The sequence below is a fragment of the Staphylococcus sp. GDB9P120P genome, assembly GCF_017893435.1.
Classification (GTDB): Bacteria; Bacillota; Bacilli; order Staphylococcales; family Staphylococcaceae; genus Staphylococcus; species Staphylococcus cohnii.
On sequence record NZ_JAESNB010000002.1, the window covers coordinates 760,284 to 773,843 of the forward strand.

Below are 13,560 nucleotides of genomic sequence, written 5' to 3' on the forward strand. Positions count from 1 at the left end.
GGGAGTCGTACTTTCATGTTAGGGGCGTGAAGTACATGTGGAGATTTTTTATTTATAGCTTGATTGGCATTATATTTTTCTTTGTTCCTGTGACTATACATGGTCAATCAACAATTATGATTGATCATATTGTGCAATGGATCACACTAATCGTGAAACCTGTTTTACCATATTATGTATTGATTTTAATTATTATAGGTGCAATTCATCCATTTCTCAATCAACGGTGGAATGAATCGAAAACAAACATAATCTTTAGTTTATTTAAAGTGGTAGGGGTATTCATTGCTTTCATGGTTGTTTTCAATATAGGGCCTGCTTTTGTTTTAAAAGAAAGTATCGGACCATTTTTATACGAAAAGCTAGCAATACCATTAAGTGTTTTAATTCCTATAGGAGCGATATTTTTATCATTTTTAGTAGGTTTCGGCTTGTTAGAGTTTATCGGTGTGATTTGTCGGCCGATAATGCGACCAATATTTAAGACGCCAGGAAAATCAGCGGTCGATGCAGTAGCATCATTTGTTGGTAGTTATTCAATAGGCTTACTGATAACAAACAAAGTCTACAAGAGTGGTAGTTACACACATAAAGAAGCAGTAGTTGTAGCAACAGGATTTTCTACGGTTTCCGCTACGTTTATGATTATTGTAGCTAATACATTAGGAATTATTCAGTATTGGAATTTATATTTTTGGTTTACACTCGTAGTGACATTTATTGTTACTGCTATTACCGTACAACTCCCACCTATCAGATTTGAACAGCATACGACATATAAAGACCAGCCATATAAAAAAGAGATTCGTAGAAATATGCCATTATTAAAAGAATCTTGGTTAGAAGCAAAATTAGCTGTGAAACAGTCAAAGTCATTAATGGAGCATGTATTTGAAAATTTAAGAGATGGTGTCGTAATGACTATAGCTATTTTACCTTCTATCATGTCAATAGGTTTTCTAGGGTTAGTAATCGCAGAATTTACACCAGTTATCGAATATATTTCTTACATCTTTTATCCATTCATTAGCATTTTTCCAGTAGAAAATGTGGGGGTATTAGCACAGGCTTCAACGATTTCAATTGTTGAAATGTTATTACCAGCTGCAATTGCACAATCAGCAGATTTAGCAACAAGATTTACAGTAGCAGTAATGAGTGTTTCAGCGATTATCTTTTTTTCAAGCGTTGTTCCAGTCATATTATCTACAGAAATTAAAATTTCAGTAGGAAAACTTGTGCTTATTTGGTTTGAAAGAGTAGTACTAACACTACTGATTACAATTCCATTTGCATTATGGATATTTTAAATATCAAAACAAAGGTTGAATTAAAATCGATGAAGGAGAGATTTTTCATGAAAAAAATTAAAGCAAAAAAAGGTTTAGAGATTGAATGTAAAGGTTGGGAACAAGAAGCAGTATTACGAATGCTATATAATAATTTAGATCCTGAAGTTGCAGAAAGACCTGAAGATTTGGTTGTCTATGGTGGCATAGGTAAAGCAGCTCGGAACTGGGAGGCATTTGAAGCAATCGAATCCACACTGCGTTCATTAGAAGCTGATGAAACAATGTTAGTCCAATCAGGTAAACCGGTTGCTGTATTTAAAACGCATGAAGAAGCACCACGTGTGTTACTTTCTAATTCTGTATTAGTACCTGAATGGGCAAACTGGGATCATTTTAATGAATTAGATCAAAAAGGATTAATGATGTACGGACAAATGACTGCGGGTAGTTGGATTTATATAGGATCACAAGGCATCGTTCAAGGTACATATGAGACATTTGGTGAACTCGCTAATCAACATTTTAATGGCAAATTAAATGGGACGATTACACTAACTGCTGGTCTTGGCGGTATGGGTGGTGCACAACCATTAGCAATTACAATGAATGGCGGTGTTGTCATTGGAGTTGATGTAGATGAAACCCGCATTGATAAGCGTATTGATACACGTTATTGTGACGTGAAGACACGAGATTTAGATGAAGCATTAAGTTTAGCGGAAGACGCACGCAAACAGGGTAAACCATTATCTATTGGATTGGTTGGTAATGCGGTCGATGTACATCAAGCAATTTTAGATAAAGGATTTAGAATTGATATTATTACGGATCAAACGAGTGCACACGATCCTTTAAATGGATATGTGCCACAAGGGTATTCATTACAAGAAGCAAGTGCACTACGCAATAAAGACCCAAAACAATACGTAAAAGAATCTCAAGCATCAATGCATAAACATGTCTCGTTGATGTTAGAATTTCAAAAACAAGGTGCAGTCGCTTTTGATTATGGCAATAATATAAGACAAGTCGCATATAATGACGGCTTAAAAAATGCTTTTGATTTTCCTGGGTTCGTGCCAGCATATATCAGACCATTATTCTGTGAAGGTAAGGGGCCATTTAGATTTGCAGCATTAAGCGGAGATCCTAAAGACATTGAGCGTGCAGATGAAGAAATGAGAAAGCTATTTCCTGAAAATGAAAAACTTATCCGTTGGCTAGATTTAGCACAAGAGAAAATTGCATTTCAAGGATTGCCTTCAAGAATTGCATGGTTAGGTTATGGAGAACGTGCAAAAATGGGATTGGCATTAAATAGACTTGTACGTGAAGGTGAAATTTCTGCACCAATTGTAATTGGCCGAGATCATTTGGATTCGGGTTCAGTAGCTAGTCCTAATCGTGAGACTGAAGGCATGAAGGATGGCTCAGATGCTGTAGGAGACTGGGCAATATTAAATGCGTTAATCAATACTGCAGCAGGTGGATCTTGGATTTCATTCCATCATGGTGGAGGTGTTGGTATGGGTTATTCATTACATGCCGGCATGGTAGTTGTTGCTGATGGTTCAGAAAGGGCAGACAAACGGTTAGGACGAGTACTAACTACAGATCCGGGTATGGGAGTAGTAAGACATGCTGATGCAGGTTATGAATCAGCGATTAATGTAGCAAATGAAAAAAGTATTCACATTCCAATGATTACGGGAAAAGGAGATAAAAAATGAACGACTTAATTATTCAAAACATTAAACAACTAATTTTACCAAAGGCTACCGATCGTCCTTTAAAAGGCAAAGAATTAGATGATTTAAACATTATTGAAAATGGAACAGTAGTTGTGCAAGATGGCAAGATTGTTTATGCTGGTGAACATTCTGAGGCTTATGAAGCAAATGAGACAATAGATGCCTCAGGAAAAGTCGTTTCACCTGCATTAGTAGAAGCACATACGCATCTTGTGCATGGTGGCTCACGTGAACATGAGATGTCACTCAAACGTCAAGGTGTCTCTTATTTAGAAATACTTGAACAAGGTGGCGGCATATTATCTACTGTAGAAGCTACACGTCAAGCGACAGAAGACGAACTTTTTGAAAAAGCGGAAAAAAACCTATTAACCATGTTACAACACGGTGTCTTAGCAGTTGAAAGTAAGAGTGGTTATGGATTAGATAAAGAAAATGAACTTAAACAATTGAGCGTTTCGAATCGATTAGCAAAAAAATATAATTTAGACATGAAACATACATTCCTTGGGCCACATGCTGTACCAAAAGATGCGAAGTCTAACCAAGCTTTCTTACAAGAAATGATAGATTTATTGCCAGAAGTTAAACCGTACGCTGACTTTGCTGATATTTTCTGTGAAACAGGTGTGTTCACTGTAGAAGAATCTAAAGCTTATATGGAAGCGGCTAAAAAACAAGGCTTTGATGTTAAAATTCATGCGGATGAAATTGATCCATTAGGTGGTTTAGAACTTGCAATTGATGAAAATGCAATCTCTGCAGATCATTTAGTAGCATCTAGTGAAAAAGGCAAACAAAAATTGAAAGATAGTGATACGGTTGCGGTATTACTTCCAGGTACAACTTTTTACCTTGATAAGGAATCATATGCAGATGCGAGAGGTATGTTAGATAACGACGGTGCTATTGCCATAGCTACTGACTTCAATCCAGGTAGCTGTGTGACTAATAATTTACAATTAGTGATGTCTATTGCAGCATTAAAATTAAAATTATCCCCAAATGAAATTTGGAATGCAGTGACAGTGAATGCAGCTAAAGCGATTAATGTTGATGCAGGTACCATCAATAAGGGTGATAAAGCAAATATTGTAATTTGGGATGCACCGAACCATGAATATATTCCTTATCATTATGGTATTAATCACGCAGAAAGAGTGATTAAAGATGGCAAGGTACTATTTGATAATCGCGTAAAACTTTAAAAGTGAAACTGTAATTAAAATGAATCATTAAGACTTTTGACACTAGATAGAGTGAGGAATGAAATCAACAATATTGATTTGTTCCTTGCTCTATTCTTATTTTAGTTATTTTTGTAATATACATACTTTCTAAACGTAAAATCTAAAAGTACATAAAACGCAAGTTAATAAAATATTTTGACAATTATGATAGTATAGTAATTAAAGGGGTTGGGGGTGAAGTATAGTGTGAGTAACGCTGGATATATTGATCAATGGAAAGGCGACATAGTACAGAATATGCTTACAGGTATATTACTTGCACTTGCATTGTTGCCTGGAGCAATTGCTTTTTCATTTATAGCAGGCGTGACCCCAACAATCGGTATGTTAAGTACTGGTTTGATGATGCTCGTACTCAGCTTGACTGGAAATAGAACCTTGATGGTTTCAGCACCAAGTAGTGGTGTATCATTAGTCGTAGCACCTTTAGCAGCAAGTCACGGGATGCAAGCAGTCATTTTAGCTACATTATTTATGGGAATCATTCAAGTTATATTGGGATATTTTCAAATTAATAAATGGTTAGAATTGATACCAGTAGGTGTAGTAATTGGATTTATGAATGCTTTAGGAATACTATTATTCACATCTCAGCTAAAGAATATCTTGGGGATTTCTATGCCAACGTATATTGTTGCAATCGTATCATTTTTAATTATTTGGTTGGGCAATCGATATATCAAAATTATCCCTGCACCGTTAATATCAATCATAATATTGACTATATTTTCGTGGATATTAAAGCCTGATATTAAATATGTGCATGATTTATCTTCAATACATATTAAACTACCTTATCCAAGTATTCCTACTGAAATATTAAATGTTAATTTCTTCTTAACTGCGTTGTTATATGGATTGATGATGGCTATTGTTGCAATTGTTCAAACGACTTTAACAGCAAGTATGATGGATGAAGTAACCGCTACAACAAGTGATAAAAATCGTGAGTCGATAGGTCAAGGTATAGCCAATTTTGTAGTAGGGTTATTTGGTGGTTATGGTGGAAGTGCGCTTGTTGGGCAATCACGTTTTAATGTGACAATGGGTGCGAATTCTAGAATTTCGACGTTTGTTACCGGTAGTTTTTTACTGGTAAGTTTATTTGTTTTTGGTGAAATTATAGGACATATTCCAATGGCTGTTTTAGCTACTGTACTCATTACCATTTCACTGAACACATTTGATCGACGTACAATACCTTTTATACGCCAATCGCCATTAATAAATGCTTTCATTGTAATACTAACGATGGTGCTTATCCTAATTTCTAATAATTTAGCGCTCGGAGTAGTGGTTGTAACAATACTATATTATTTTTTAAAACGTTTTATAAATTTAGAAAGGACGTGACATGTAATGCCACAATATGAAGATTATGTAAAGTGGAGACGTACATTTCATCAGTTTCCTGAATTGTCGGATGATGAATATGAAACAACGAAACGATTAAGACGTATTTTAGAGAGTTATGAAATTAAAATTTTAGATATACCTTTGGAAACTGGATTGATTGCAGAAGTAGGACAAGGAGATTCATTTGTTGCTGTTAGATCGGATATTGATGCATTACCAATTAATGAAGAAGTTGTACATGAATTCACTTCAACTAATAAAGGCATTATGCATGCTTGTGGGCATGATATCCATATGGCAAGTATTTTAGCAGTAGCTACAAGATTAAAAGAAATTGAAGGGCAATTAAAAGGTAGGGTACGTTTTATTTTTCAACCTGCCGAAGAGCTAGGCTATGGTGCTGTTAAATTAGCTGAGTCAGGTGCCATTGATGGTACAAAAGCTGTGCTAGGTTATCATAATTATCCTACGATGGATATAGGATCATTAGCAGTGAAATCCGGTGCTGTGACATCTTCTGTAGATCGTTTTGAATTTAAAATTAAAGGTAAAGGTGCGCATGCAGCAAAACCTGAACAAGGTAATGATCCAGTCGTCGTGTTAGGTCAATTAATCAATAGCGTTCAATCCATCGTCAGCAGAAATTTATCTGCTTTTGATAATGCTGTGGTAACGATAGGAGAAGTCTCTTGTGGTAACACATGGAATGTTATTGCAGATCAAGCTTATGTACAAGGTACAGTGAGAAGTTTTGATGAACGTATTCGTACATTCATTGAAAAAAGGTTGAGAGAAATTGGTAATGGACTGGCAGAAGTATTTGATGTTGAAATTGAAACAGAATATATCCGTTTACCAGGTGCGGTTATCAATGACGAAAAATTAACGGATGATGCAATCAACATTGCTAAGCAAGTGGGTTATAATGTGAATATAATGGAACAGCCATTAACCATTGGTGAAGATTTTTCTGGTTTTGCTAATAAGTACCCAAGTGTATTTGTCTTTATTGGCTCGAATAGTGATTATGATTTACATCATCCAAAATACGATCCCGATGAACGTATTTTAGAAAAAGTACCAGATTACTTTGTAACATTTGTACAGAAATTATTAAATGAATCTTAAAGTAATAGCTTATGTTATGGACGATTTAATTTGGGTAAAAAATAATTATAATCATTATTTTTGAGGAGGATTAAGCCATGGTGTCTCAAGATCCTAGAACGAAATTTTCAAATGCAGATTTTCCAAAACAAGAGCAAGCCGTTCCAGGTTTACAAAAAAATCTAAACCCTAAACCAGATTGTGGAGAAACTTCATATATTGGTTACGGTAGATTGAAAGGTTTAAAGATGTTGGTAACAGGTGGAGATTCAGCTATAGGTAGGGCTGCTGCGATAGCTTATGCTAAAGAAGGTGCTGATGTTGCGATTAATTACTTGCCATCAGAACAAGAGGATGCTGAAGAGGTAAAAGAAGTTATTGCATCGGCTGGACAAAAAGCTGTGCTAATACCGGGTGATTTACGCAATGAACAATTCAATTATGAGTTAGTAGAGCGAGCATATCATGCGTTAGGCGGATTAGATAATGTTACACTCGTAGCTGGTCATCAGCAATACAGAGATACGCTTAAAGACTTTGATACAGCATCATTTGCTGAAACTTTTGAAACGAATGTGTATCCAATATTTTGGACAGTACAAAAAGCAATCGATTATCTGGAACCAGGTGCTACAATTACGACAACATCATCTGTACAAGGTTATAATCCTAATCCTATTTTACATGATTATGCAGCGTCAAAAGCTGCAATCATATCGTTGACTAAAAGCTTGTCTGAAGAATTAGGTGCTAAAGGTATCCGTGTTAATTGTGTCGCGCCAGGACCATTTTGGTCACCACTTCAAATATCAGGTGGACAACCACAATCGAAAATTCCGGCATTTGGCCAAAAAGAAGTGCTTGGTAGAGCAGGTCAACCTGTAGAATTAGCTGGTGTGTATGTTCATTTAGCAGCTGATGAATCAAGTTACACAACTGGCCAAGTATATGGCGTTACGGGTGGTACACAATTAGATTAATTTGATAGATGGCTATTTCAAAGTGATTAGTGCTTAAATGAACGGTTTACGCACTGACATTTTGACATAGCCACTTTTTATTTATGAAAGGAAAGTGAATTTCAGTGAAGCATTTTAAAGCAAGTCAATTGTCTAAAAGGCAAAACTATAAATTATTGAGTGGCAGTATCATACCTAGACCTATAGCATTTGTTACGTCTCAAGATAAAAATGGCAAGTTAAATGCGGCGCCGTTCAGTTTCTTTAACGTAGTGAATAGTGCACCACCGATGATTATGATTTCTACAGGACGTTCGGAAGGCAAACGTAAAGACACTTCGCTTAATATTGAAGAGACTGAAAATTTTGTAGTGCATATTACTGATGAAACAAATGTTGAACAAATTAATCGCACAGCCGCACCATTGGAGCGTAGAGAAAATGAATTAGAACGCACAGAATTAACCCTTGTCGACTCGGAACTTATATCTGTACCTGGCATTGAGCAAGCGAAGATACGTATGGAATGTAAATTAGAGCGGATTATTCCTTTAGGAGATACTGAAGAGGGGTCAGATCTAATTATTGGTGAGGTATTGATGTTTCATATTAATGAAGATGTGTATTTTGAGGACAGTAAGATAAATGCGCAAGCACTAGAAGCCGTGTGCCGGTTAGCCGGAAATGATTATGCATCAATCGGTGATACATTTACAATTGTTAGGCCAACGGAATAATATTTGAGTTAAAGTATCATTTCATACTGCAAATATATAATTGACGAAGTCGCATGAATAGTGTACTGTTATAAAATAAATAAAATAGCTTATCTAGAGAAGTGGAGGGACTGGCCCATTGAAACTTCGGCAACATGGTGATGCGTGTGCCAATTCCAGTAGCATAAATTGTGCTAGAAGATAAGATTAAAGATGTAACGATTTACTCTTTTCTTCTACAAGAAAAGAGTTTTTTATTTTTTATGGTAAGTAAATAAAACGATTGATTATAAAAGTAATGATAAAGAAAGTTGGTTTTGTATGGCGGAAAATAAAAAAGGTAATGCATGGGCGCTTGTACCGCTTATCATATTTGTTGGTATATTTTTAGGTGTGGGCGTTATTACTGGTGACTTTTCAATAATGCCACTTAATGTTGCAATCATTATTGCATCTATCGTGGGTTTATTGATGAATAGAAAAGAAACATTTCATAAAAAAGTAGATGTGTTTACAAAAGGTGCAGGACATTCAAATATTATTTTGATGATGTTAATATTTCTACTTGCGGGTGCATTTTCTCAAACCACAGAAGATATGGGTGGAGTCAAGTCAACTGTTAATTTAGGACTATCTTTCATACCAGAGAACTTAATTATCGTCGGTTTATTTATCATTTGTATGTTTGTATCACTTTCAATGGGTACTTCAGTAGGTACAGTTGCAGCCATAGCACCGGTTGGCTTTGGTTTAAGTCAGGCGACGGATGTCTCTGCAGCGATTACAATGGCTACTGTAGTAGGTGGTGCAATGTTTGGTGATAATTTATCAATGATCTCTGATACGACAATTGCTGCAGTACGTACTCAAAAGACTAAAATGAGTGATAAGTTTAAAGTGAACATAAAAATTGTATTACCTGGTGCGATATTTACTGTTATAGCGCTCTGGTTTTTAACTCATGGTGCTCAGATAGATACGACAAAATCATATGATTATAATTTTATTAAAGTTATTCCATACTTATTGGTGTTAATTTTAGCGCTAGCAGGCATCAATGTAATTATAGTATTGATAGGTGGTACCGTATTATCTGCTATTATTGGACTAGTTGATGGGTCATTTAATTGGTCAGGATTGCTTAGTTCGATTTCAAAAGGAATTGTTGGTATGGAAGATATTGCAATTATTGCGCTATTAATTGGCGGACTTGTAGCATTGATACAACATAATGGTGGTATAACTTGGTTATTAAATTTTGTACGCAATAGGGTTAAATCAAAGCGTGGTGCAGAATTAGGTATAGCAGGACTTGTAAGTGCTGCTGATATCTCAACTGCCAATAATACAATTTCGATATTAATGGCAGGTCCCTTGGCTAAAGATATAGCGGACGAATACGATATTGATCCAAGAAAATCTGCAAGTATTTTAGATATGTTTGCAAGTTGTTTCCAAGGCTTATTACCTTATAGCCCGCAAGTTATAGCAGCGGCAGGTGTGGCGTCTATTTCGCCAGTTTCATTAATGCCGTATTCAATTTATCCTATAATTCTAGGTATTTGTGGATTAATTGCAATCTTCTTTAGATTACCAAAATTGAATAAAAAAAATTAATTATAAGGAGGGGCGTCGGTTTATACCAATTGAATATAGACTGACTCCCCTGTTTTTAATAAATAATACGATATTTAAAAATAAACATTTTAAATAAAAAAAAGGTAAAATTTTGACGTTTACTGACTAATAACGATAAAATAAATAGGCTGTCACTTTTATAGTGAAAATAAAGGGAAGTTGGATTTCATAGTATTATTGTTTAGAAGTCTAGTATAATGAGTTAGAATAGTAATAAGAGTGAAAGTAGGTGAACAATCATGGCTAGATACAATGTGGAAAATGAAAATGTAGAAATTCAATTGGAACGACTTTTTAAAGTTGAACCTGAATTAGTATATCAAGCTTGGACCGAGCAACGATTTCTTAAACAATGGTTTATGACAACAGAACGAACGAATAAAGCAATAGAAATAGATGCTGTACAAAACGGTGGCTATGAAATTATTGATGTACGTAAGGGAAAAGAAAATATAGTAAAGGGTTCATATGTTACATTGAACCCAAATGAATATATTGTTATGACTATAGGTATGCCTGAATTAAGTGACTCTGAAGATACTATTGAAGTTGAGATGTTTGAAAGAGAACCAGGTATTACACAAATGATTTTTAGTTACACGGCTTATGTGCCTAGAGAACGTAGACTGACATCGTTAGAGTATAAGCAAAAGAAAAAGGAATATCATGATTCCACTGCGCATGGTTTTGAAATGCTATTTGATAAGCTTCAAACAACGCTAGAAGAATATGAAGAAGAACAATAAAATCATTATATCAATTCAACCGAACTCAATAAAAAAGTAGTTGGACTAAGAGGCTGAGACAATTAATTTGTCCAGCCTTCTTTTATTTTATAGATTAATTATTATGGGTAAATTGACCATATTGTTTACGCTCATTAAACTTACGCAGTACCGTTTCAAAAAATATATGATAACTGATAAAACTGGAATAATCGATGCCATTTGTTAAATAAAAAGTATTACTTGAAACGTAAATATTATAATTTGCTTTTTGAGCTAATGTGTTATCTTGGAGCGTAGTAATAGAAATAAAATATTTTTGACGCAGTTGCAATAAATTCGTTATGTCAGATAAATGATATGTCTCTCCGGATAAAGAAATAATAAAAAATAAATCATTATCAGAAGCTTTATTTAATACCATTTTAAATTCATGTACATCGTGTAGCACAATAATATTCTTATGTATGGTTAATAAAATTCTTTGAGCTTCTTGCGCAACGTTCATTTGTGCTAAACCTGTGCCATATAAGTATACCGTTTCAGCTTGATATATTTTGTCTGTAACTAGGTCGTAATCAATACGCTCTAAATAAGTGAAGGTATTTTCAATTTCTTGCTTAAAAGCATTCATAGAGTCAGAAGGCAATTGATGAACTTGTTCAGATTCGAATTTTAAATATGATTTAAAATCACTATAGCCATCAAATCCTAACTTACGAGTGAAACGATGGATACTTGCATTTGATGCATGTGTATAAGCCGCTAGATCTTGTATTTTCATTGTTTTACATTCTGATATATGTGTGTTTATAAAATGAGCGATTTGTAGGTCATTTTCATTTAATTTATTAAAATTATTGTTAATACGTTCATCTAAAAGCAATGGTCTCACCTCAAATTTTTGAAAATATTTTCACGTTTTGAAAATATAATCTTATTGTACAAAATTGTTCGTAATAGCGTCAAACTATTGTTTGTATGTAAGCGTTTACTATAAAATCGAAGATAAATTGATATTTAATCATTCGAATTGATAAGCACTTTATAATTATAAATGGATAATTTCAGAAATTTAGAAAGAAGGGGAAATTTTATATGAACGCAATAAAGAGATTTGGGAGTGCAATGATTGTACCTGTATTAATGTTTGCATTTTTTGGTATTGTACTCGGTTTAGCGACGCTATTTAAAAATCCTTCAATAATGGGGAGTATTGCAGATGAAGGTACGAATTGGTTCAAAATATGGTCAGTGATAGAGTCTGGTGGTTGGACAATATTTAATCACATGGAAGTGGTGTTTGTTGTTGGACTACCTTTATCCTTGGCCAAGAAAGCACCTGGACATGCAGCATTAGCAGCATTAATGGGATATTTAATGTTTAATACTTTTATCAATGCCATATTAACGCAATGGCCACATACATTCGGAGCAAATTTGGAAAAAGGTGTGGAAAATGTAACGGGGTTAAAAGCGATTGCTGGTATAGAAACATTAGACACTAATATTCTAGGCGGTATTATTATTTCAAGCATTGTGACATGGATACATAATCGATTTTATAGTAAAAAATTACCTGAAATGCTTGGTGTATTTCAAGGTTTGACATTTGTAGTAACGATTTCATTTTTTGTCATGTTACCGATTGCTTTAATTACTTGTATTGTATGGCCAACGGTACAAAACGGTATTTCTTCATTGCAAGGTTTTATTATTGGTTCTGGTTATATAGGTGTTTGGTTGTATCATTTCTTAGAAAGAGTATTAATACCAACAGGATTACACCACTTTATTTATGCACCAATAGAAGTAGGTCCTGTTGTTGTGAATCATGGGTTAAAAGCAGAATGGTTTGAACATGTAAATGAATTTGCTAAAAGTAAAGAGCCATTAAAAGAATTGTTCCCGTATGGTTTTATGTTACAAGGTAACGGGAAAGTCTTCGGTTCAATTGGTATTGCTTTAGCAATGTATGCAACAACACCGAAAGAAAATAGAAAGAAAATTGCAGCATTGTTAATTCCAGCAACATTGACAGCGATTGTTGTTGGCATTACTGAACCATTAGAGTTTACGTTTTTATTTATAGCACCTTATTTATTCGTTTTACATGCAATCTTAGCAGCAACAATGGATACGTTAATGTATGGTTTTGGCTTAGTAGGTAACTTTGGCGGAGGGTTATTAGATTTCTTTGCTACGAATTGGATACCTTTGGCACAGAATCATTGGTTAACTTATGTGATTCAAATTGCAATTGGTTTAGGTTTTACAGCAATTTATTTCTTTTTATTCAAGTTTTTAATTATAAAATTTAATATTCCTCTTCCTGGGCGTAAAAAAGACGACAAGGATATGAAATTATATAGTAAAGATGATTATAAAAACAAGGATGGTAAAGGAGCAGTTACTAAAAAAACTGGTTCAACAAATGAGTTTGAAGATAAAGCAATATATTATTTAGAAGGTCTGGGTGGAAAAGAAAATATTAAAGATGTTACAAATTGTACGACGCGTCTAAGATTAACAGTGAATGATGTCAATAAAGTTGAAGATAGTGATTACTTTACGCATAGACAAATGGCACATGGTTTAGTAAAAAGTGGGAAAAATGTGCAAGTCGTAGTAGGTATGTCTGTACCTCAAGTAAGAGAAGCATTTGAAAATTTAGTATTTGAAGAAAAAAATAATTAATAAAAAGGTTGCATATAAGATTATGCTCAAAAAAGGACTAATCCATATGAAAAAAATGGATTAGTCCTT

At 34.4% G+C, this 13,560-nt stretch carries 11 protein-coding genes and 1 riboswitch; of the genes, 10 read left to right on the top strand and 1 reads right to left on the bottom strand.

Annotation, left to right across the window (positions count from 1 at the left end; genetic code table 11):
* Positions 1-35 precede the first annotated feature (35 nt).
* The 9 genes from KA856_RS03415 (at position 36) to KA856_RS03455 (ending at position 10,815) form a co-directional block, all read left to right on the top strand.
* The gene (locus tag KA856_RS03415; RefSeq protein ID WP_107386226.1) at positions 36-1,310 is read left to right on the top strand and encodes a YjiH family protein; all 1,275 of its coding nucleotides are present in this window, start codon (positions 36-38) and stop codon (positions 1,308-1,310) included.
* Between the two features lie 47 nt (positions 1,311-1,357).
* Positions 1,358-3,022, top strand: coding sequence for a urocanate hydratase (gene hutU / locus KA856_RS03420; protein ID WP_210138500.1), 1,665 nt, complete (start codon positions 1,358-1,360; stop codon positions 3,020-3,022).
* The gene (gene hutI, locus KA856_RS03425; RefSeq protein ID WP_107384918.1) at positions 3,019-4,251 is read left to right on the top strand and encodes an imidazolonepropionase; all 1,233 of its coding nucleotides are present in this window, start codon (positions 3,019-3,021) and stop codon (positions 4,249-4,251) included. The genes hutU and hutI overlap by 4 nt, the downstream gene beginning before the upstream one ends.
* Positions 4,252-4,479: 228 nt before the next feature.
* On the top strand, positions 4,480-5,646 hold the full coding sequence (locus KA856_RS03430) for a SulP family inorganic anion transporter (protein WP_233422648.1): 1,167 nt from the start codon (positions 4,480-4,482) through the stop codon (positions 5,644-5,646).
* A 6-nt stretch (positions 5,647-5,652) separates the two neighbouring features.
* The gene (locus tag KA856_RS03435; protein ID WP_107384919.1) at positions 5,653-6,777 is read left to right on the top strand and encodes an amidohydrolase; all 1,125 of its coding nucleotides are present in this window, start codon (positions 5,653-5,655) and stop codon (positions 6,775-6,777) included.
* 77 nt (positions 6,778-6,854) lie between these two features.
* On the top strand, positions 6,855-7,736 hold the full coding sequence (locus KA856_RS03440) for an SDR family oxidoreductase (protein WP_107384920.1): 882 nt from the start codon (positions 6,855-6,857) through the stop codon (positions 7,734-7,736).
* A 104-nt stretch (positions 7,737-7,840) separates the two neighbouring features.
* Positions 7,841-8,452 carry a flavin reductase family protein gene (locus tag KA856_RS03445; protein ID WP_107384921.1) on the top strand — a complete coding sequence of 204 codons (612 nt, stop codon included), beginning with the start codon at positions 7,841-7,843 and terminating at the stop codon, positions 8,450-8,452.
* An 86-nt stretch (positions 8,453-8,538) separates the two neighbouring features.
* Positions 8,539-8,639, top strand: a riboswitch (SAM riboswitch).
* A gap of 113 nt (positions 8,640-8,752) precedes the next feature.
* Complete coding sequence (locus KA856_RS03450; RefSeq protein ID WP_107384922.1) at positions 8,753-10,048, top strand: Na+/H+ antiporter NhaC family protein; 1,296 nt, start codon at positions 8,753-8,755, stop codon at positions 10,046-10,048.
* Positions 10,049-10,308: 260 nt separating this feature from the next.
* Positions 10,309-10,815 carry an SRPBCC family protein gene (locus tag KA856_RS03455; protein ID WP_107384923.1) on the top strand — a complete coding sequence of 169 codons (507 nt, stop codon included), beginning with the start codon at positions 10,309-10,311 and terminating at the stop codon, positions 10,813-10,815.
* A 94-nt stretch (positions 10,816-10,909) separates the two neighbouring features.
* On the opposite strand, the gene KA856_RS03460 is transcribed toward KA856_RS03455, so the two are convergent.
* The gene (locus tag KA856_RS03460) at positions 10,910-11,680 is read right to left on the bottom strand and encodes a MurR/RpiR family transcriptional regulator (protein WP_107384924.1); all 771 of its coding nucleotides are present in this window, start codon (positions 11,678-11,680) and stop codon (positions 10,910-10,912) included.
* A gap of 212 nt (positions 11,681-11,892) precedes the next feature.
* On the opposite strand from KA856_RS03460, the gene KA856_RS03465 reads away from it, so the two are divergent.
* On the top strand, positions 11,893-13,491 hold the full coding sequence (locus KA856_RS03465) for an alpha-glucoside-specific PTS transporter subunit IIBC (protein ID WP_107386222.1): 1,599 nt from the start codon (positions 11,893-11,895) through the stop codon (positions 13,489-13,491).
* Positions 13,492-13,560 lie beyond the last annotated feature (69 nt).